Source organism: Micromonospora sp. AMSO1212t (assembly GCF_008868145.1).
GTDB lineage: Bacteria > Actinomycetota > Actinomycetes > Mycobacteriales > Micromonosporaceae > Micromonospora > Micromonospora tulbaghiae.
Genome location: NZ_WBKS01000036.1, coordinates 1 through 19,430 on the forward strand (window position 1 = coordinate 1; position 19,430 = coordinate 19,430).

The 19,430-nt window shown below is 69.0% G+C and carries 20 protein-coding genes, 1 tRNA gene and 1 pseudogene; 9 read left to right on the top strand and 13 right to left on the bottom strand.

Annotated elements, in window-relative coordinates; translation table 11 throughout:
• The 5 genes from scpB to F8279_RS12270 all read left to right on the top strand — a co-directional run.
• Positions 1 to 646: SMC-Scp complex subunit ScpB (scpB, locus tag F8279_RS12250; protein WP_151499981.1), on the top strand; the 646-nt coding region annotated here is incomplete at its 5' end.
• The gene (locus tag F8279_RS12255) at positions 633 to 1,403 is read left to right on the top strand and encodes a pseudouridine synthase (protein ID WP_091424673.1); all 771 of its coding nucleotides are present in this window, start codon (positions 633 to 635) and stop codon (positions 1,401 to 1,403) included. The genes scpB and F8279_RS12255, both read left to right, overlap by 14 nt.
• A 171-nt stretch (positions 1,404 to 1,574) precedes the next feature.
• Positions 1,575 to 2,255 (top strand): (d)CMP kinase, encoded by a 681-nt coding sequence (gene cmk, locus F8279_RS12260; protein ID WP_091424677.1) that lies wholly within the window; start codon positions 1,575 to 1,577, stop codon positions 2,253 to 2,255.
• Positions 2,252 to 3,661 (top strand): ribosome biogenesis GTPase Der, encoded by a 1,410-nt coding sequence (gene der, locus F8279_RS12265; RefSeq protein WP_091424681.1) that lies wholly within the window; start codon positions 2,252 to 2,254, stop codon positions 3,659 to 3,661. The genes cmk and der overlap by 4 nt, the downstream gene beginning before the upstream one ends.
• A 150-nt stretch (positions 3,662 to 3,811) precedes the next feature.
• A tRNA-Pro gene (locus tag F8279_RS12270) sits at positions 3,812 to 3,885 on the top strand.
• Positions 3,886 to 3,911: 26 nt separating this feature from the next.
• Here F8279_RS12270 and F8279_RS12275 read toward each other — a convergent pair.
• The 10 genes from F8279_RS12275 to F8279_RS12325 form a co-directional block, all read right to left on the bottom strand.
• Positions 3,912 to 5,069, bottom strand: coding sequence for a site-specific integrase (locus F8279_RS12275; protein WP_151500004.1), 1,158 nt, complete (start codon positions 5,067 to 5,069; stop codon positions 3,912 to 3,914).
• 41 nt (positions 5,070 to 5,110) lie between these two features.
• On the bottom strand, positions 5,111 to 5,335 hold the full coding sequence (locus F8279_RS12280) for an AlpA family transcriptional regulator (protein WP_192580679.1): 225 nt from the start codon (positions 5,333 to 5,335) through the stop codon (positions 5,111 to 5,113).
• Positions 5,336 to 5,392: 57 nt separating this feature from the next.
• Entirely contained in the window at positions 5,393 to 6,961 is a 1,569-nt protein-coding gene (locus F8279_RS12285; protein ID WP_192580680.1) for a replication initiator, read from the bottom strand.
• A complete protein-coding gene (locus tag F8279_RS12290; protein WP_225853243.1) occupies positions 6,958 to 7,968 on the bottom strand; it encodes a hypothetical protein in 1,011 nt (336 codons plus the stop codon). The genes F8279_RS12285 and F8279_RS12290 overlap by 4 nt, the downstream gene beginning before the upstream one ends.
• Before the next feature lie 298 nt (positions 7,969 to 8,266).
• Positions 8,267 to 8,947 (bottom strand): hypothetical protein, encoded by a 681-nt coding sequence (locus F8279_RS30955; protein ID WP_368668812.1) that lies wholly within the window; start codon positions 8,945 to 8,947, stop codon positions 8,267 to 8,269.
• Positions 8,944 to 9,342, bottom strand: a complete 399-nt coding sequence (locus F8279_RS12305) for a hypothetical protein (RefSeq protein WP_151499984.1) — start codon at positions 9,340 to 9,342, stop codon at positions 8,944 to 8,946. Before F8279_RS12305 ends, F8279_RS30955 begins: the two co-directional genes overlap by 4 nt.
• 90 nt (positions 9,343 to 9,432) lie before the next feature.
• A complete protein-coding gene (locus F8279_RS12310) occupies positions 9,433 to 9,762 on the bottom strand; it encodes a hypothetical protein (RefSeq protein WP_151499985.1) in 330 nt (109 codons plus the stop codon).
• The gene (locus F8279_RS12315) at positions 9,759 to 10,598 is read right to left on the bottom strand and encodes an FtsK/SpoIIIE domain-containing protein (RefSeq protein ID WP_225853244.1); all 840 of its coding nucleotides are present in this window, start codon (positions 10,596 to 10,598) and stop codon (positions 9,759 to 9,761) included. Before F8279_RS12315 ends, F8279_RS12310 begins: the two co-directional genes overlap by 4 nt.
• Before the next feature lie 14 nt (positions 10,599 to 10,612).
• Entirely contained in the window at positions 10,613 to 11,077 is a 465-nt protein-coding gene (locus F8279_RS12320) for a single-stranded DNA-binding protein (RefSeq protein ID WP_225853249.1), read from the bottom strand.
• Between the two features lie 69 nt (positions 11,078 to 11,146).
• Entirely contained in the window at positions 11,147 to 11,995 is an 849-nt protein-coding gene (locus F8279_RS12325) for a hypothetical protein (RefSeq protein WP_151499987.1), read from the bottom strand.
• A 221-nt stretch (positions 11,996 to 12,216) separates the two neighbouring features.
• Here F8279_RS12325 and F8279_RS12330 point away from each other — a divergent pair, with 221 nt between their 5' ends.
• The 4 genes from F8279_RS12330 to F8279_RS12345 all read left to right on the top strand — a co-directional run bounded on the left by F8279_RS12330 (position 12,217) and on the right by F8279_RS12345 (position 16,883).
• A complete protein-coding gene (locus tag F8279_RS12330; protein ID WP_225853245.1) occupies positions 12,217 to 13,473 on the top strand; it encodes an XRE family transcriptional regulator in 1,257 nt (418 codons plus the stop codon).
• A gap of 517 nt (positions 13,474 to 13,990) precedes the next feature.
• Positions 13,991 to 15,037, top strand: a complete 1,047-nt coding sequence (locus F8279_RS12335) for a ParA family protein (protein WP_151499988.1) — start codon at positions 13,991 to 13,993, stop codon at positions 15,035 to 15,037.
• A gap of 144 nt (positions 15,038 to 15,181) precedes the next feature.
• Positions 15,182 to 15,640, top strand: coding sequence for a hypothetical protein (locus tag F8279_RS12340; protein WP_192580681.1), 459 nt, complete (start codon positions 15,182 to 15,184; stop codon positions 15,638 to 15,640).
• 781 nt (positions 15,641 to 16,421) lie between these two features.
• Positions 16,422 to 16,883, top strand: coding sequence for a hypothetical protein (locus F8279_RS12345; RefSeq protein ID WP_151499990.1), 462 nt, complete (start codon positions 16,422 to 16,424; stop codon positions 16,881 to 16,883).
• A 321-nt stretch (positions 16,884 to 17,204) separates the two neighbouring features.
• Here the strand turns inward: F8279_RS12345 and F8279_RS12350 are convergent.
• The 3 genes and pseudogenes from F8279_RS12350 to F8279_RS12360 form a co-directional block, all read right to left on the bottom strand.
• Positions 17,205 to 17,354, bottom strand: a pseudogene (locus F8279_RS12350) (site-specific integrase); the annotation flags it as partial.
• 461 nt (positions 17,355 to 17,815) lie between these two features.
• Positions 17,816 to 18,187, bottom strand: coding sequence for a helix-turn-helix transcriptional regulator (locus F8279_RS12355; RefSeq protein WP_091424893.1), 372 nt, complete (start codon positions 18,185 to 18,187; stop codon positions 17,816 to 17,818).
• A 640-nt stretch (positions 18,188 to 18,827) separates the two neighbouring features.
• The gene (locus tag F8279_RS12360; RefSeq protein WP_151499991.1) at positions 18,828 to 19,349 is read right to left on the bottom strand and encodes a GNAT family N-acetyltransferase; all 522 of its coding nucleotides are present in this window, start codon (positions 19,347 to 19,349) and stop codon (positions 18,828 to 18,830) included.
• Positions 19,350 to 19,430: the final 81 nt, after the last annotated feature.

Genomic DNA, 19,430 nt, shown 5'->3' on the forward strand with positions numbered 1-19,430 from the left:
CGCGGCGCAGCGGGCGGGCGGGGGAGCGGGTGCTGAGGGCGTACCCCCGAAGCGGGGACGGCGCCGGACGGCGCCGGAACCGGTGCCCGCACCGGTCCTGGACGACGCGGAGCTGCGCGGCGCCCTCGAGGCGATCCTGCTCGTGGTGGATCAGCCGGTCAGCGAGCTGGTCCTGGCCGAGATCCTCGAACAGGCCCCCGAGCGGGTCGGCGCGATGCTCGACGAGATCGCCGCCGGATACACCGCCGCAGGGCACGGGTTCGACCTGCGCCGGGCCGCAGGTGGCTGGCGTCTCTACACCCGGCCGGAATACGCGACGTACGTGGAACGGTTCGTACTGGACGGGCAGTCCGTGCGGCTGACCCAGGCCGCGCTGGAGACCCTCGCCGTGGTCGCCTACCGGCAGCCGGTGACCCGCTCGCGCATCTCGGCCATCCGGGGTGTCAACTGCGACGGGGTGCTCCGTACCCTGGTGGGTCGCGGCCTGGTCGAGGAGTGCGGCACCGAAGCGGACAGCGGTGCCTACCTCTACCGGACCACCACCATGTTCCTGGAGAAGCTGGGGCTGAACTCGGTGGACGACCTGCCGCCGCTCGCCCCGTTCCTTCCCGACGACGTAGAAGAGCTTGCCGATGCGACGCGATGACCGTGCCCCGAAGCCCGATGCCCCCGTGTACGAGGGCGCCGAGCGCCTCCAGAAGGTGCTCGCCGCCGCGGGGGTGGGTTCCCGGCGCGCCTGCGAAGACCTGATCTTCCGGCGCCGGGTCACCGTGAACGGACGGGTGGCGCAGCTCGGCGACAAGGCCGACCCGGCCCGCGACGTGATCGTCGTCGACGGGGAGCGGCTGCAGGCCGACGTCCGCCTGGTCTACGTGGCGATGAACAAGCCGCGCGGGGTGGTCACCACCATGGCTGACGAGAAGGGCCGCACCGAGCTCGCCGACTTCATCGGCGCGCGGCTCGAGCAGCGGGTCTACCACGTCGGGCGACTGGACGCCGACAGCGAGGGCCTGCTCCTGCTCACCAACGACGGCACCCTCGCCCACAAGCTCATGCACCCGTCGTACGAGGTACTCAAGACCTACCTCGCCGAGGTGGCCGGGCCGATCCCGCGCAACCTCAGCAAGCGGCTGACCTCCGGCGTCGAGCTGGAGGACGGGCCGGTGAAGGTCGACGGGTTCAAGCTGGTCGACACGCTGGGCAAAACCGCCCAGGTGGAGCTGACCCTGCACGAGGGGCGCAAGCACATCGTCCGGCGCCTGATGGCCGAGGTGGGACACCCGGTGTCCCGTCTGATCCGTACCTCGATCGGTCCGATCAAGCTCGGCGACCTGCGCACCGGGCGGATGCGACGGCTCACAAACGCGGAGGTCGCCGCCCTGTTCAAGGCCGTGGGTGACTGACCCCGACGATCGGGGTACGGCTCCCGGTAGGCTTCGACGCGGTCCGCGGGCCGGCACACGCCGGCCCGGCGGGACGCCCGCGCGGCGCGGGCATGATTCAAGACGGAACATCCGCTCAACGGCGCCCGGCACACCGGGCGACCCGCGAGGTACGGGCTGAGGAGGACAACGGTGGAGGAAAACGTACCGGCCGGGCGATGCGTGGTCGCTGTGGACGGGCCGTCCGGTTCGGGGAAGTCCACCGTGTCGCGGCGACTGGCCACGGGCCTCGGCGCCCGCTACCTCGACACCGGCGCCATGTACCGGGCGCTGACCTGGGCGGTCCTGCGCTCCGGCGTGGAACTCACCGACACCGAGTCGGTGGCCAAGGTCGCCGCCGAGGCCGACCTCCGCATCGGCACCGACCCCCAGGGGTACGCCGTGACCGTCGACGGCACCGACGTGTCCACCGCCATCCGCGGCGCCGAGGTGACCAAGGCGGTGTCCGCTGTGTCCGCCGTCGCCGCCGTACGCGAGCTGCTGGTGGACCGGCAGCGGCGGGTGATCGCCGACGCGGGCCGGATCGTGGTCGAAGGCCGGGACATCGGCTCGGTGGTCGCGCCGGACGCGGAGCTGAAGGTGTACCTGACCGCCTCCGAGGCGGCGCGCGCGAAGCGACGCAGCGCCGAGGACGCGGCCGACGTCGCGGCGACAGCCGCCGACCTGGCCCGCCGGGACCGGCTCGACTCGACCCGCAAGGTCAACCCGCTCCAGCAGGCCCCCGACGCGGTGGTGCTGGACACCACCGAGCTGGGCATCGACGAGGTCGTGGCCCGCCTGCGGGACATGCTCACCGAGCGGGGCGTGGCATGAGTGACAATGATTTCGGTGGCTGGGTGGAACTGCGCGAGCCGGAGGCCGACTCCGGTGAGCCGACCGGCCCGCAGCCCGTCGTAGCAGTGGTCGGCCGACCCAACGTCGGCAAGTCCACGCTGGTCAACCGCATCATCGGCCGCCGTCAGGCGGTCGTGGAGGACATCCCCGGCGTGACCCGGGACCGCGTGCCCTACGACGCGCAGTGGAACGGCCGGTCGTTCACCGTCGTGGACACCGGCGGCTGGGAACCCGACGCCAAGGACCGGGCCGCCGCCATCGCCGCCCAGGCCGAGATCGCGGTGGGCACCGCCGACGTGGTGCTGTTCGTGGTGGACGCCATGGTCGGCTCGACCGACGTGGACGAGGCCGCGGTGAAGATGCTGCGCCGCAGCGCCAAGCCGGTGATCCTGGTCGCGAACAAGGCCGACAACACCACCATCGAGATGGAGGCGACCGCGCTGTGGTCGCTCGGCCTCGGTGAACCGTTCCCGGTGTCGGCGCTGCACGGCCGAGGCTCCGGCGACCTGCTCGACGCCATCCTGCACGCGCTGCCCGAGGCGCCGAAGATCGTGGAGAACCGGCCGCGCGGCCCGCGCCGGGTCGCGCTGGTCGGTCGCCCCAACGTCGGCAAGTCCAGCCTGCTCAACCGCTTCTCCGGCGAGGAGCGGGCGGTCGTCGACTCGGTCGCCGGCACCACGGTCGACCCGGTCGACAGCCTGGTCGAGATCGGCGGCGAGACATGGCAGCTGGTCGACACCGCCGGCCTGCGCAAGCGGGTCGGCAAGGCCAGCGGCACCGAGTACTACGCCAGCCTGCGTACCGCCTCGGCGATCGAGGCGGCCGAGGTCGCCGTGGTGCTGATCGACTCCAGCGAGGTGATCAGCGAGCAGGACCAGCGGATCCTCACCATGGTCGTCGAGTCCGGCCGGGCGCTGGTCATCGCGTTCAACAAGTGGGACCTGGTCGACGGCGACCGCCGCTACTACCTGGACAAGGAGATCGACCGGGAGCTGCGGCGCATCCCCTGGGCGATCCGGCTGAACCTGTCCGCGAAGACCGGCCGCGCCGTCGACAAGCTCGCGCCCGCGCTGCGCAAGGCGCTGGCCAGCTGGGAGACGCGCATCCCGACCGCGCAGCTCAACCAGTGGCTCACCGCGCTGGTGCAGGCCACCCCGCACCCGGTACGCGGCGGGCGCGCGCCACGCATCCTGTTCGCCACCCAGGCCGGGGCGGCGCCGCCGCGGTTCGTGCTGTTCACCACCGGGCCGCTCGACGCCGGCTACCAGCGCTTCGTCGAGCGCAAGCTCCGCGAGGAGTTCGGCTACGAGGGCAGCCCGATCGAGATCTCGGTACGCCCGCGCAAGAAGCTGGGCCCCGGCGGCCGGGGCAAGGCCCACGGCTGACCCTCTGCTTGTCGCTCGGTCTTGCCGCGCCCACCCTCCTAGGATGCTCTAGGGGGTGTGGCGCGCGGCGCGGGAGGGGCCTCTGCGCACGGTGCGAAGATCCTGCGCTAAGCTGTACCGGCTGCCGCGGGGGAGACCTGGCGGGGGCATCGGGACGTGGCGCAGCTTGGTAGCGCACTTGACTGGGGGTCAAGGGGTCGTCGGTTCGAATCCGGCCGTCCCGACGCAGGTAGAAGGGCATTTCTCGCGATCATGCGATGCCCCGCTGGGGACCATTTGGGGACCTCAGGCCGGTGAGATGCGAAGACAGCGCCTCACCGGCGGCCCGGATCGACTGCCGATCCGGATGCAGATACCGCTGAGTCGTCATCAGCGAGCCATGACCGGCGATCTTCCGTAGGACGTGCACCGGCACGCCGGCATCCGCCATCCAGGTCAGCCCGGTGTGTCGCAGGTCGTGCCGCCGCAGGTACTCGAAGCCCAGCGAGCCGACCACCTCGTCCCAATGCGTCGCGTCGCGCAGCACCGCCGTGCTGATCCGGCCGCCCCGAGGACCGACGAACAGCCGGCCGTCATCCTCGGCGATCCGATCGAGCTTCGCGGCCACCATCGGCCGCAGCTCCTCGATGATGGGCACCTGCCGCGCCCGCTTGCCCTTGGTGCCCTTGTCGACCAAGCCGCCGGGGCCGGTGGTGGTCTGCCGGCGCACCGTCCACAGCCAGGTGTCACAGTCGATGTCGCCCTTGCGCACGCCGGACACCTCACCGATGCGGGCCGCCGTGCCGGCCGCGAACATCACCACCTCGCCCCAGCCCGGGTAGCGGCCGTGCGAGCGCTCGACCAGCGCCGCCGCCAGGGTGGCGAGGGCGGTCCAGTCCGGCAGCGCCAAGGAACGCGGGTTGTCCAACTCGTCCTCGGCACGCTGGTACTCCCGCTGCCACCCGGTCAGCCGCGCCGGATTCCGGTCGATCAGACCGTCCCGCACCGCCTGCTCCAGGACCCGCACCAGGACGGCAAGGCTGTTCTTCACCGTCGACCGCCCGCAGCCCTCGGCGATCCAGCCGTGCGCGGCCCGATCCACCGCACCATTGGTGATCAGCCGGACCGGCAGGTGGCCGAGCGTCGGCACCACCCGCCTACGCCACCCCGACAGGTACGGGTCGAGCGTCTTGCCCTCCAGGCCGCGCAGCGCCAGGCGCATCACGCTCTCGCCGTACTGCGCCAGCCGCATCGACGCCGCGTCGGGGTCGACGCCGCCCCTCGCCGCGCGCTGCATCGTGTCGAGCCAGGCTTGCGCCTGCTCGGCATCCGCGAACGCCTGCGACTTGGAGCGACGCCGGCCCGACGACGGGTCGACCCACCGGACCCGGGCACGGTACGGGTTCGGCCGGCCGAGACGGTGCTCCACGTCCGTGGAAACGGCCACGCCGATCGGGAGCAGGGGAGTGGTCACCGAGCCGATTCCTCAGGATCGGTGCGGTGCCGCCCCAGCCACGCCCGGACGTCCTCCGGGTCGTACTTCACGACCCGGGCGGACAGCCGGATGAACGCCGGCCCCTGGACAGGGTTGGCAGTGCGCCACCGCCGGACGGTGGACGGGTCGACCTTCACGAGCCGGGCAAGCTCCTCAGTGGTCAGCAGCGCTCCCGACGCTGCCGGTACGTCGATACTCATCGGTTCCCCAATGCTGTTGGTTCTGCTGTCAAGGTGGGCTTGACGCTGGATCGTGCGTCAGGCGACGAGGGTCTGTAGGTACTCGCGCGCGGAGTCCTGGTGCTCTCGGGCCATCGCGGCGGACGCGTTGGCGAGGAGCGCGTCGGCGGTGGTGTGCCAGCCGGCGCCCACGAATTGCAGGAAGTTGACCACCAGCGTGGTCGGCTCAGTCCCGGCCGCGGCTTGCTCCGGCCCGCTGCTCTGGGCGCGGCGGAACACCACGCGTTGGTTGCGCAACAGGGCGAAGGTGACCGAGTAGCGGCGGGACTTGGTGAGGAAGTGGCCGCCGAAGCCGAGCATGTGCGCCCAGCGTCGCAGCCGCCGCCAGTCGCGGGGGATGCCGAGCATCCAGCATGCGTCGATCAGGCGTTCGGTGTGGGTGCCGGCCGGGTCGGCGTAGATGTCGATGCTGTCGGCGGTGAGCCGGTTGGAGGCGTGCCCGGTGACCTCGGTGGACTTGGTGGCGTACTTGGCCAGGTACGCGGCGACCTGGGCGTCGGTCACCTCACCCCGCCCGGCCACGGTGATCACCTTGGTCAGCACCTGCTCGCCCCAGGTGATGCGCCAGCCGCCGGGGTGGGCGGGGTGGTCGGCGGTGGTGAAGCCGACGGTGGCGGCGGCGTGGTCGACGGCGGCGACCAGGTCGGCCGCGTCGAGCTGCGGCGGTGCCGGCACGATGGCGTCCGGGTCGTCGGCGTCGTGGCCGTCGAGCCGGATGATGGCGTGGAAGTGCACGACGCCGCGCCGTTGCATCTCGGCGGCCTTGCCGAACGACAGCCGCACCGGGGACACCCACCGGGTCTTACCGGTGCGCGGCGAGGTCACGGGGATGTCGGGGATGCCACGTGCGGTGGCCAGGCGGTGCATGTAGCGGTTGATCGCGATGGTGGTGCGTCGCCACAGCTCCCCGGCCGACAGGTTCCAGACAGCTTGCGCGTCGTGGTCGTAGCAGTCCAGGCACAGCGGCGTGCCCAACCGGGCGTCGCTGTCCTCGTGGCGGGCGAAGCAGACCAGCCGCACCCCGTGCGGGCACACGGCCGCCTCCCGGCGGGCGTGGCACGGCTCTGGCCGGCAGTCACACGAGCTGCGGCGAGTGCAGGTGTGCCGTTTGACGTAGCGGGTGTGCACCTCGCCGAAGGACGGGGCGGTGAAGGTCGGGAACACCGCCGGGTGGTGGGCGACCTGCTCGGGCACGCCCTTGCCGCCGACGAGGCCGGCGCGGACGACCTGGTAGGCGTCGCGCTGGTAGAGCTTGGAGCAGGTCGGGCACACGGCGGCGCGGCGGTTGCCGCACGGCTTGTAGATGACGCCATCGGGCATGTCGGCCGTCGACCGCTCCGCGAGCAGGCGACCGGTCGCGGCCTCCACGGTGGCGATGGTGCCGAACAGGCGGATCGGGCGGGTGCAGCCGGCGGCCGGGCGGACGTGGCGCAGCCACTCGGGCAGGTCAGGTGACGTGAGGCGGGCGGCGGCCTGGCGGCGGAGGTCGGCGGAGGTCGCGTACCAGGGCGGGGCGGTCGGCTCGGCGCACGGGGCCGTACCCGAAGCAGAAGCTTCGGGTACGACGGTCAGCGTCGAGACGGTCAACGGGTCGCCTTCACAGGGTTGCCGTTGGCGGGTCGGACGGGTCGGTTGCTGGCGTTGGGGTCGAGGTCCAGGACCGCGAGGGCTTGCGTGGCCTCGTCGGAGGTCACCTTGAGGCGGACGGCCAGTTGTCCCGGGGTGATCGGCGTGCCGTGCTCGATGCGGTACTGCTTCGCGACGCGGGTCGCTCGGGCGAGCAGGTCCGGGGCCACGATCGGCAGCGGAAGTTGGGCAGCGTCAGACGCGGTGACAGGAATGTCGGTGGTGGACGGTGCCAACGTCGGTGCCGGGGTGACATCAGGCTTGCTCGGACGGGGACGGGCGGTGCGGGCAGTCGCATCGGGCGCGGACGTCGCCGGCTCCAGGGTCGGGGCCGGTCGCGGTGTGGTGATCCGAGTGGCGAGCTGGGCCGGGGTCGGGATCTCGGGCCGGGCCGGCGTCGGTGCCGGTTCGGCCGTGTCGGTGGTCGGGATGATGGGCAGCTCGGGCCGGCCGGGTGTCGGTGCCGGGACGGCGGGAATGGTCATGGTCGGGGTTGGCGTCTCGGCGGGTGCCGAGAACGTCGGTGCGATGCCGGTGGCGGCGGTCGAGGTTCGGCCGCTTTCCCGGCGGATCAGGGCGCGCATGTGCACAGCCAGGCCGGCGACAGCCGGCGGCAGTGCGCCGACGATCGCGGCCATGGCCACGCGCCAGGTTTCATCGGTGTTGGCGTTGGTCTGGAGCAGGTGGTACGCCGACTGGGCAGCGATGCCGATGCCGGCCGCACCGTAGGTGTTCTTCTTGGCGAACGCGGCGACCCGTGCGGGCACGGGTGCCATCCACAGCACCAGGGCGACGACCACGTAGCCGTCGACCGCGATGGGCATCAGCCAGGCCAGGGCGAGGCTGACCGAGGTGCCGGGGATCGAAATTCGAGCGGTGAAGCCGGCGAGTTCGGCCAGCGCGATCCAGGTGGAGGCGGACAGGCCGAACGACGCGGCCAGCACCGCCCACGAGGCGATCGACGCCAATCGGGGTTCCCCGGCGTTGACAGGTGCATTGTTGGTGCGGGTCACCGGCGTGCCCCCGTTCCGGAGATCAGAACGAGACGCGGCCGACCACCCGGCTGCCCGGGTCGGGCTGCGGGGGCGTCCTCGGCGGCGCAGGCCGCACAGTGACGCTCCTTCAGTCTCACCGTCACGCCGGTCATCAAGCCGGTCACCGTGACACCGCAGATGTGCGGATACGGCTCATCGGTGCTGACCGGCCGCCCGAGGGCGTAGCTCGCACCGATCCACTGACCAGTGCCGGGCGGGTTGGATGCGATGTTCACGCCGTTGCCCTCCCGTCGCTGAGGCCGAGCAGGGTCGGCTCCGGACGAGACGCCGGGGGTGTGGGTTGAGCCGCCCTGCGGGTGGCCGTCCGGTTGGTCCGGGCAGCCTTCGGGTTGTGCAGGTCGGCGAGCTGGTCAGGCGTCAGCACGGTGAGCGCCTGCTTGTCCTCGCCACGTCGCCGGTACAGCAGCGGGCGAACCGTGGCGTTGGTCGGGCAGTCCGTCACCCCGTCGGGGTAACGGAAGCCGCAGCCCGGGCACACCGAAGCGGCCGGGCTACCGGGGTGGTGATCGGCGAACACCTGCGCGAGGGTCGCCACCGTGACGCCGAGGCCGGCGCGGATGAGCCGCTCGTCTAGGGCGACGCGGTCGGCACGGTCGCCGTAGCGCATCTGCACCGCCTGCCGGGACACGCCCAGCCGGTCGGCGATCTCCGACCAGGAGTAGCGGTACGGAGCCTGGCGCAGGCCGGTGACAGCGAGCCGGGTCATGGCGTCCACGTCGGTAGACAGCACCGCGAGCGACCGCAGCGCCTCGATGTCGCCGGCAGCGACCCGACGGGCGTACGCTCGCAGGATGCGGCGTACGAACGCGTCGAACTCGGTGGTTTCCACCGACCGCTTGGCGCGCTTGGTACGGGTGCGCGTCAAGCCGGGCTTGACGGTGTTCTTGTTCATGCCGCACCACCGTTGGTGCGGTCCCAGCCGTCAGCCGCCGCGTTCAGCGCGGCGATGACGTCATCGCAGGTACGGCCCGGCGTGTCGTTGAAGCTGTACACGCCGATGTCGCACGGGTGGATCTCGCGCAGGTAGACGTCGAGAAGGGTCAGCGCCGCGTCGAAGTCAACGAACTCCGGGGCGTCGAACATCTGCGCCGGGGCGTCGGCAGGTCCGCCGTAGCAGACCATGCCGATCGCGCCGACCACGCAGGCCGGGGGAGTGAACGACCCCGACGTGGCGTCGTAGTAGGCGCCCTGCGTCCAGCCGTGGCGGGACAGGTACAGGGCGGCGTCCCGCAGCGTGCGGGCCGGGGTGGTCACCTGCTCGGCGACCGTGTTTTGGGTAGCGTGCATGACGGCAGCTCCTTCCGGGCTGTTGATGGGGCGGGTCGGCGGCCTCGGGGTGCTTTCTCAGGGGCGAATCCCGTTGCTGCCGGCCCGTTTCTATGGGGTTCGGCGCTGAGGGCGGACCATCCGCCGCAGGGCCGCGTCGAACTCGGTGACGATCCGCATCAGGTGCGCCCGAGCGCTGATATCGCCGGGAGCGAGGCTGATGCGGGTGCGGATCTCGGCGTGCTGGCTGCCGTCGGCGGCCAGCACCCGGGTCAGGACCACCACACCCCGGCCGGGAACCCGCAGGGTCACCGGCTGTGCCCGGTGCTCGCCCAGGCCGCAGGCGTGCCCCCGGGCGCACCAGTCCGGGTGCGACAGGTGGTCGTCGGTGCCCGGCCAGGTCGGTGACGTGGCCGGCCTGGGTCGGATACGGATGCTCATGCCGCACGCTCCTTGCGGTCAGCCCGCAGGCGGGCGGCGTGAATGGCGATACGGGCGCAGGCCGCGTCATCCAGGTACGCGGCTTTGATCAGTTGAGGGGTGCCACCCTCGGCGATGAGCAGGCCCACGCCGGGGTTGGTTGGGCTGATCGTGTTGGCCGACCAGCCACGGTCCGCCCACCCGTGCCCAAGGACGATGTCGGAGGACACGTTGGTGGTGCACCGGAACGCGCACCGCCAGGCGAACAGGTCCCGCAGACTCGTCGGGATGATGTCCGACGAGGGTCGTTGCGTCGCCGCGACGACGATGATGCCGACCGCCCGCCCTCGGGCCACCAGGTCACGCAGCAGACCCGCGAAGTCGTCTCGGGTCTTCTTGTCCCCGACGGTGGCCGAGAAGTAGGCGATCTCATCGACGGCGACGAGGATCGGGCTGAACACGTCATCGCGTTGGGTCTTCCGGCGGCCGGCCACTTCCAGGTAGGCGTACCGGTTGTCCATCACGATCTGCATCCGCCGCAACGTGGCCAGGGCATGTGTGATGTCCGGGCCGACGAACACGTCAGCGCAGCTCTTCCACTGGCCCAACTCGACCTGCTTACCGTCGAGCAGGCACAGCCGGCAGTCCAGCGACAAGGCGGCGTGAGCGACGATCAGGTTCAGCAGGGTCGACTTGCCGCCGCCCGGTTCCCCACCGATCAACAAGTTGCGGTAGATCAGCGGGACCCGCACCGGGTGGCCGAACTCGTCCACCCCGACGTGCACCGGGTCGAAGATCGACACGGGCGGGTCGGCAGGCATGCCACCCGGCACGGCGGGAACGGTCAGCGTCGACATCAGCGCACCTCCGCTCAGGCCACCGACGCCGGCGCAGCGGTCGACCACTGGTCATCCGCCGGCATCTCCGGAGTGAACCCGTCCCCATTGCGGGACCGGGCGATCTTCTTCACCGCCGCCGTGGCGAACCGCAGCGACGGGCCGACCTCGTCCACGTCCAGGCCGTAGGCGGAGCGCTTCTCGCCCTGCTCGTTCTCCCACCGCGACAGCCGCAGCCGCCCGGCCACCACCACCCGAGTGCCCTTGGCGAGGGACTCGGCGATGTGCTCGGCCAGGTCCCGCCACGCGGTGCACGTCAGGAACAGCGGGTCACCGTCGCGGTACTCACCCGACGCCCGGTCGAACACCCGAGGCGTGGACGCCACGGTGAACTTCACCAGCGCCACCCCGGCCGGGGTGAACCGCAGTTCCGGGTCGGCAGTCAGGTTGCCGACCACCGTCACGGTCGTGTCGTTTGCCATTACGATCTCCTTCGAGATTTGTTGGAGGTGAACCGCCCTGCTGGGGCTCACCGCACACATCCCGGTCAGGACATGTGAGTCTTGATTTCAGCGGCGCGGGTTGCGCTGCTCCGGTGCCGGCTCCGGCACGTCCAGCAGGTCCAAGCCCAGCGGCGGCATGGCGGGGGACACCGGGGCGTCCTCGTCGCGCAGCCACGTCACCAGCGCCGACAGCGGCGACGCCACCAAGCCGGTAAGCGGGTCACGACGGGTGATGTCCACCCGCACCAACGCGGCGTGCCGAGCCGACGCGCGGACCATCCGCGCCTCACCCGCCCAGCAGGCCACCGCGAGCTTGTCCGCCTTGCCGTCCAAGTCCGTCAAGTCCAGGCCCGGCCGTAGCCACACCCACACCCGCTCCCCGGCCGGTGTCGGCCGCGCCCACAGGATCAGCGGCAGACGACCCGGGTGCAGCCGCGACGCGGACCGGATGAACTCCGCGAAGCACAACCGCAGCCGGTGCCGCACCACCACGCACCACACCCACGCCGACACCCGCCGACGGACCCGGCCGACGCCGAACACCACACCCAGCACCAGGACCAGGAGGACCAGCGGCACCGCCGGATGCGTCGCCCGGGACAGGTACGCCATGCCCACGAAGAGCGTGACCGCAGCGACGATCTCGAACGCCCACCACCACAGCACCCGCAGCGCCGGCCACACCCGAACTACGGCGGCAACCACCAGGCCACACACCGCGCCGGACAACAGCCCGATCACCACCGCGAGCACCAGCGGCACCATCACTGACGCGGTCGCGGCCACCACCAGGGCGACGGACGCCGCCACGACGAGGAACGCCACCCGAGCCTTCTGCGCGTACGACCGCGACACCGGAGTCTCCACCAGCGTCACCGCGCCCACCGGGCGCTCACCGAACATTCTTCCGGTCATGCTTCGACTCCCCTCGGTGCCCAATTACTAACCGAGTTAGTATTTCGGACGCTACGACACCGCGCCGATGATCGCCAGCCCCATCGAGCAAGTGATCTTCGAGCAACGGAACTTGTAGATATGACGATCGCCCGGCCGGGCACCGAACGACAGGTGTCACTGCGGTGTCAGGCCGCTGTCCCCTTCCCTGTCACCCCCCGTAACGGGGCCATACTGGGCTCATGGGAGACACGGGCAGCGCAGGCGAGAGCCGGCCTCTGTGGGCTCGGCGCATCCGAAACGAGCGGGCCGCCCGAGGGTGGTCGCAGGCCGAGGCGGTCGAAGCCCTCCGGGCGCACGCCTCGTCAGAGCTGCCGTCGCCCGGCAGCCTGCTCCGCAACTGGAAGCGCTGGGAGGCGGGCGACGCCGAGCCGGACGACTTCTACAAGTCCCTCATCGCCGCCACGTTCGGCACCGTCACCGCCGCCTTCTTCCCCCGCCGTGGCCGCGACGAGATCGACAAGGCCCTGATGGCCGGCGCCGGCCTGGACACCCTCGAAATCGTTACCCGCATGCGCGCGTCGGACGTATCCCAAGCGACCCTTGAAGGGCTACGGATCACCGCCGACAGACTATGCAGCGAGTACCCCTACGCCGACTCGGCAGACCTGCGGGTCGAGGGACACGCATGGCTGCGGCGCATGACGGCACTCCTCGATGCCCGTCTGACCCTCGCCCAGCACCGGGAACTCCTGACCCTGGCGGGAACGGTCGCCCTCCTGGTCGGTTGCGTCGAGTACGACATGGGTCGGCACACCGAAGCGGAGGCGACCCGCAAGGCCGCGTTGCAGCTCGGAGAAGAGTCCGGGGACGTGAGCGTCGTCGGCTGGGCGCAGGAGATGCGTGCCTGGTACGCGCTCACCGCAGGCGATTTCCGTGGCGTCATTGCCGCCGCCGAAGCGGGCGAAGCAGCCGCACCACGTCAAAGCGTGGCGGTTCAGCTAGCCGCCCAGCGGGCCAAGGCGTGGGCACGCATGGGGGACAGGCGTCAAGTTGAGCTTGCCCTAGACCACGGCCGCCGCATCCTCGAAGGGCTGCCGTACCCGGAGAACCTTGACCACCACTTCGTGGTCGACCCGGCCAAGTTCGACTTCTACGCGATGGACTGCTACCGGATCGTCGGCGAGAACAGCCTTGCCGAGGTCTACGCCGACGAGGTGATCCGCTCATCCACCGACAGCACCGGCATCGTGCGTAAGCCGATGAGAGTTGCGGAAGCGCGGATCACCCTCGGAGTCGTGGCCGCTCGGTCGGGCGACTTGGATCGCGCTGTCGAACTCGGTCGCCAGGCGCTCAGCGGGAACCGACGCTCGTTGCCATCGCTCGCGATGGTGGCCACGGACCTGTCGACGGTGTTGGCGAAGCAGTATCCGGACGCGCCGGAGACGCGCGAGTTCGCAGACGAGCTACGGGCGGTCAAAGCGGGTCCGAGCGCCTAGCGCTCGGTGTCATCGCCCGACAGTGGTTGAACGTCGGCCCGCGCCCTGCCGCCGACACCGGGCCGCGGTCGCGCCTCATGCCAGCTGACGATGTGCGCCGGCCGCCACACGTGAGTACGCCCGAGAGTCAGATCAGGCGCAGGCATCTGCCCCCGCTTCCGGTACGTCGCCACCGTGCCTACCCGCACCCCGAGGTAGGCGGCGACGTCCGAGGTCGTCCACCACTCGGCGCCGGGGTCAGGGCTCGTCACGTCCGCCATTCTGCCTGCGTTGGGCAATCAACGCATCTACGAACCAGGTTAGCCCGTTGGGCGCTTGCCGCCGGCCGTACTGCGTGGGATGATCCACCCCGAACGAGACTCAGTCGCCCACCCCCGGCTACCTTTCCACCCACACTCCCGCCCTAGGAGCACCGGCATCCTCGGCGTTCCTTGCTCGCACGCGCCCCGCCAGGGGTTACGCCATGCGCAGGGACTGTGACAAGATGTGCGCATCGCGTGTGAGGTGGGGGGAAGAATTGGTCACCAAAATTGCCCTTTTCAACAATAAGGGCGGCGTTAGCAAGACGACCACGTGCTTCAATCTCGGCTGGATGCTTGCCGAACGTGGTCATCGAGTAATAATGGTGGACGCGGATCCTCAATGCAACCTTACTGGAATGGTCCTCGACCTAAGCGGAGAGGATGCGCTAGAAGCCTTCTACAAAGAGGATCCTGGACGAAATTTAAAAGAGGCCTTGGAGCCAGCTTTCAAATCACGGCCACGACCGCTCCAGCCGATCAACTGTGTTCCGGTTAACGAGCGCGACGGTTTGTATCTTGTTCCGGGCCACGTGGCACTGGCGGAAGACGAGACTTCTCTCGGCATCGCTCAGCAACTTTCCGAGTCGCTGCAAGGATTGCGAAACCTCCCGGGCAGCTTCAGTCACATCTTCCAGCTGACGGCCGAGCAATATGGTGCCGACTTCGTACTTATCGATCTGAGCCCAGGCCTCGGTGCAATCAATCAGAATCTTGTGGCTACGGCCGACAGCTTTATAGTTCCTTGCAGCCCGGATGTTTTCTCGGTCATGGCGATTGACTCGCTCTCGCGAGTGATTCCCCGATGGATCGAGTGGGCTAGGCGAGCGTCTCAACTAGAGGTCTTGGCGACAGCCGACTATCCGTTTATTGCACCGGATCTAAAGTTTCTAGGTGTGGTCGTCCAGCGCTTCCGTCTTCGTAGTGGGAAGCCAACGAAGGCCTTCGCCGCATACTTCGAGAAGTTGAGTGCAGCGATTAATGGAGCGCTGGTGCCGGCTCTGAGTAAGAACGGTGTAATGTTGAAGGACGAATCCTACGGCGCTGCCGGAATGTCGGACTACATACTGTCGGAGATATCAGATTTCAATACGCTTATTGCCATCTCTCAACAGCAACGCAAACCGGTCTTTACCCTCACGCAGGAGGACGTAGGCCGATCAGGAAAGCTGTGGAGCACGCAGCAAGCGAGTATCGCCACTTTCCGGCAGACTTTCGAGGAATTGGCCGCTCGCGTTGAGCTTTTGGCTTCTGCGGATCGGTAGATAGTGCTTCAGCAGAGGCTGCAACAGTTCGAATTCAACTTAGGTCGAGCGACAGAACTGGTGGGACTAGGCGAATCCGTCGCAAGCTTGACCGCTGGCGCCCTCGACGCTACAGACATGTACAGATCTGCCCTCGTGCAGGCGGTGGCCGCACTCGACACCTACATTCATGGAGTCCTGCTCGACTACAGCGTCGACATACTATGCGGGAGCCGTCCCGGCACTTCTGCGGCTCGAATTGGCTTGCCGTTTAATGTAGTAGCAGAGCTAATCGGCGCAAAAGACAAAACCACCCTACACTTGACTGCCATTTCCTATGTGGCGCAGCGGCTTGCCAAGGAAACGTTTCAGAGGCCGGACAGTATAGCTCAAGGCCTGTCGGCTGTTGGCGTAGAGCGGGTGTGGTCCAAGGCGTTCGGTTCTGGAGCAGGTAAGATTACAGAGGCGTTAGGGCTTATTGTCTATCGCCGCAACCAAATCGTTCACGCCTGTGACGTAGACCCGACAAGCCCATTCACGCTTCTTCCGCTGACTTCAGGCGATGCCATCGCGGCGGCCAAAACGGTAGACGCAGTAGTTCGTGGCATTCATGGAATCCTGTAGGCGGATTGTCGCAAAGCGCTGTCCGCTCGACCTTCGCCGTTCCATCTACTGCGGATTCCGCGTTGTGGCGCATGTCTGCCCCCAGCGGGGCTCTGTCTAGATTTTGTCTGTCTAGATTTTTGCCGGTGAGAACTTTCTGTACGTCTTCAAGGCGGGCCGCAAGCGGCCCGCTGCGCGCCGCTCGGGGCACGCCGCGCCTTCGGGCCTGCGGCCACGGCGCGGCGACCCCGGCAGCGCGCGACCTCCGGCGGGCATGACGAAGCCCGGCACCCGCCGAGGTACAGCAGATGCCGGGCTTTGGCCGAAGCGTCGATTCCTACGGTGGCGCGTCACTCAGCCGGGTAGGCCGGCCACGAGGTACCCGCACAGTTCCCCGCCGGCTCTGCCGGGTGGCGTCGGCCAGGCCGTGCCGCTCCCGCCGGTTGCCGCCGCGCCGGTTGGTCGTCGCAAGCCCCGCGCCTCCGGCGGGCAGGGCCTCCGGCCCTACGACTCGGGGGTGGCCTCCGGCGGCCAGGGCTACCCGCCCTGGACCGGGGCGCTCCGGGAAGGCCCGGCACCGTCTGACGGTCACCCGGCGACGCACCACAGGCAGCCAGACCGGGGCTGCCCGGTCCAGCTCGTACGTCCAGTGGGGCGCTCCAACTGGACCGGTCAGCCCCGGCCCGGCAGGGCGAAGCCTGCGCCACCGGGAAGGCCCGTCGAAGTCACACAGCAAGGTCAAAAACCAAGGCTGTCGGAGGTAACGCTTACCGTCTATGTAAGCGACCCACGGAGATCCGGCATGGACGAGAAGGCGAAACGCGCCCGACTGGTGAATGCCACCGCATCGTTGACCCAGTGGCTCGCGCCGCTGTCGTTCGAGAACCTGGCGGCGCGCGAGGTCACCGAGCTCGTGACCGAGGAAGTCGCAGCGTGGGTCGCGCACTGCGGCTTCCGGGTCGCTCACGAATACCGCGTAGAAGGCACCTGGAACCCCCGACTGGCGTCCGAACGCCAAGGCCGAATCGACGTGTTCGGCGTCCATCCGTCGGGAGTGCGCGTGGCGATCGAGATCGACCGGGCCAGTAAGCAGTGGTCGGTCGAGAAGCTGCACCACGAAGCCAACCAGGGTGTCGTCGCCCTGTGGGTGAAATGGGGTGGCCCAAGCCGGATCATCGTGCCGGACAACGTGGGGCTTGTCGAAGTCCGCGCCCGGTACCGCAGCACCACCGAGGGACACCGGATCTCCCGTCCGGCGGCCTGAACCCGATGGCAGCCGGCAAATGGCGAGCAACCCTCGGTCGGGGACCACACGGGGACCGCACGTCCAACCCGGACGGACACGGACAGCGCAACCGCCGACGACGTGCCGTCGGGAGCACCGTTGCTGACGTGCGCAGACGCCTACCGCGACGTCCTGGGGTCAAGGGGCCGTCGGTTCGGATCCGGCCGTCCCGACAAAGAAAAAGCCCTGACCAGCGGGAACCCTGGTCAGGGCTTTGACTTCTTCGATGGAGATTTGAACCGCCCCCCGAAAACCCCCCGTTTACGCGGTGCGGCAACCGACGTTGTCGGGTGAGAGTCAGGTGCCTCGCCGGGAGGCGAAGATCGCATCGTGGGGGTTGTCCGCCGCGGTGAGTTTGCGGGCCATGAGCATGCCGACCGCGAAACGGGGGAGGACGCCCCTCCGGTAGCCGGCATCGCTCTTGGTCCAGGGCTGTCGGAAGAAGCCCTGGCTGCTGAGCCCGACGGTGGTGCCGTATTGCAAGCGGACAACGACGATCGTGGACTGCGGCTGACGAACGACGAGCGGACCCAGTTCGTCGATCACCTGCAGCGGCGGTACTGCCGAGACCGGCACCCGAGCATGCGGGAGTGGGAGCAAGCCCGGCATGCTGACGTCCTTGAAGAAGACCAGTGGCGGTACGGACGGTAATACGCGCTCCCATAGCCCACCAGCGCGGGTAGGCGGTCGGGATGCCGCCGCAACTCCCGTGACGGAGCGGTGCGTGCCTGCAGCACTATGCAGGCCAAGTGATTAGCAAACCGGCCGCACGAGCCGAGCGGCGAGTATGTCGAAGCGAGGGCTACCGGGTCTTCCCGCGGCCGGTACCCCCGCCCGCCGCGGCCAAATCGGCCATGACCAGAGCGAACGCTACCGCCTGCAGACAGGCGCCCCGCCGTAACCCGTGACGCTCAGCGAGTCTTTTTGGTCGCTCGCTTGCGGGGCGGCGTCAACAGCTCGGCGAGCGCCGCGATCGCGGACGGCACCAGGCGGTAATAGGCCCAGACCCCACGCTTCTCCCGCTCGAGCAGCCCAGCCTCAGTGAGGATCCGAAGGTGATGACTGACTGTCGGCTGGGAGAGGCCGAGCGGCGCGGTGAGGTCACTGACGGACGCCTCGCCCTCAGGAGCGGCCTGAATCAAACTGAGCAGTCGCAGCCGAGCCGGGTCGGCGACGGCCTTCAACACTCCCGCGAGCCGTTCGGCATCGGCACGCTTGATCGGCTCGCCGGCAAGCGGCGAGACAGCAGGGGCAGCGGTCTTCGTGGTTCCCACGACATGCATCTTTGCACCAACAGCATCAACAAACTGGCGGAACCCAGTACCAGGTCACCGGCGGCCCGCTGGTAGGGACGGCCAAGTTCAACAAGGAAGCTCTGGGCGCAGGCGAACCTCGACCCCCTGGTCCTGCCTACTTCTGGACAGTGAATGGAGGAAACCAGACCGGGTCATGATGATCATCACGGTCGGCTCGATGCAGATTCGGGGGCGTGGGTGAACCGCCCGTTTGACAGTCCTTCCAGAATTGTGAAGGACACCCGAGGGCCTCGCCTACTTCTTGCAGGGTGCGAGTCGTGAGTTGTCCTTCCAGGACTTGGTTCGGCTGTCGTGCTCGGCTGCGCCAGCGACTCCGCACGGTCGAGTTCGCCGGCCCGGGTCAGCGCGGGCACTTCTGGCGACAGCGCTCGCTCCAGCGGACCGGGAGCACGCGACGAAGGTGATGGACGGGCGCAGCTCTTCCCGGCCCAGTTGGCAGACGCTGCCGCTGCGAACGGCGATCCGCAACGGGCGCTCCGACTGGCCGCGAGGCGGCACAGGCTCGCACATCGGATACCGAGCTCTGACATGACGCGGCGCTCGTCATACACATCGGCGCAATGGTCCGCCTCGTGCTCTTCTTGACCTTCGACGGCCAGTGAGTCGGTCAGCGGCTGAGCGTGATCCAGTAGCGGCGGACCCGGACATGCCCGGTGTCGAGGATGCCCTGGAACACGCCGCCCTGGCTCTCGATGGTGCGAGCCGAGGCGAGGTTGTCCTCCAGGCAGGGAATGAGCACCCGGTGCAAACCCAGCACGGTGCGGGCCTCACGGAGCATCTCACCCAGGGCCCAGCTCGCCAGGCCGCGGCGGCGCGCGGAGGGACGTACGCCGTAGCCGATCTGGCCCAGGTCGTCGTCCTGCCAGTGCCGCATTGCGATAGCCCCGAGCACCTGCCCGTCTTCGACGATCCACCGGCAGGAGGCATGCCGCTCGTCGGGGCATGGCGCTCCGGCGCCGTGGTCGAGCCGGACACGTCGCCGCACCCAGTCGGCGAAGCCTTCGGGCGAGTCCAGGTCGTCTTCGGGGCCGATGCCGAAGCCGTCCTCGTGTAGGCCGGGTCCCCAGTCGGCGCGGCAGTCCTGAAAGGCGGCATACAGGCTGGTGGTGGGCGATATCAGTGTTGGCATGTGGCTCACCGTAGCCACGGTCCGGGCCTCCGGCTATGCCCTGAAATCGACCGTGGATCTTGCCCACAGGTCGTCGCTGCC

What these genes read in the sequence shown, in the direction of transcription:
- F8279_RS12305 (WP_151499984.1), bottom strand. Translation starts at nt 9,342, where the DNA reads ATGCACGCTACCCAAAACACGGTCGCCGAGCAGGTGACCACCCCGGCC.
- F8279_RS12280 (WP_192580679.1), bottom strand. Translation starts at nt 5,335, where the DNA reads ATGAGTATCGACGTACCGGCAGCGTCGGGAGCGCTGCTGACCACTGAG.
- F8279_RS12315 (WP_225853244.1), bottom strand. Translation starts at nt 10,598, where the DNA reads ATGTCGACGCTGACCGTTCCCGCCGTGCCGGGTGGCATGCCTGCCGAC.
- F8279_RS12345 (WP_151499990.1), top strand. Translation starts at nt 16,422, where the DNA reads ATGGACGAGAAGGCGAAACGCGCCCGACTGGTGAATGCCACCGCATCG.
- F8279_RS12355 (WP_091424893.1), bottom strand. Translation starts at nt 18,187, where the DNA reads ATGCATGTCGTGGGAACCACGAAGACCGCTGCCCCTGCTGTCTCGCCG.
- F8279_RS12255 (WP_091424673.1), top strand. Translation starts at nt 633, where the DNA reads ATGCGACGCGATGACCGTGCCCCGAAGCCCGATGCCCCCGTGTACGAG.
- F8279_RS12360 (WP_151499991.1), bottom strand. Translation starts at nt 19,349, where the DNA reads ATGCCAACACTGATATCGCCCACCACCAGCCTGTATGCCGCCTTTCAG.
- der (WP_091424681.1), top strand. Translation starts at nt 2,252, where the DNA reads ATGAGTGACAATGATTTCGGTGGCTGGGTGGAACTGCGCGAGCCGGAG.
- F8279_RS12330 (WP_225853245.1), top strand. Translation starts at nt 12,217, where the DNA reads ATGGGAGACACGGGCAGCGCAGGCGAGAGCCGGCCTCTGTGGGCTCGG.
- F8279_RS30955 (WP_368668812.1), bottom strand. Translation starts at nt 8,947, where the DNA reads ATGAACAAGAACACCGTCAAGCCCGGCTTGACGCGCACCCGTACCAAG.
- F8279_RS12310 (WP_151499985.1), bottom strand. Translation starts at nt 9,762, where the DNA reads ATGAGCATCCGTATCCGACCCAGGCCGGCCACGTCACCGACCTGGCCG.
- F8279_RS12325 (WP_151499987.1), bottom strand. Translation starts at nt 11,995, where the DNA reads ATGACCGGAAGAATGTTCGGTGAGCGCCCGGTGGGCGCGGTGACGCTG.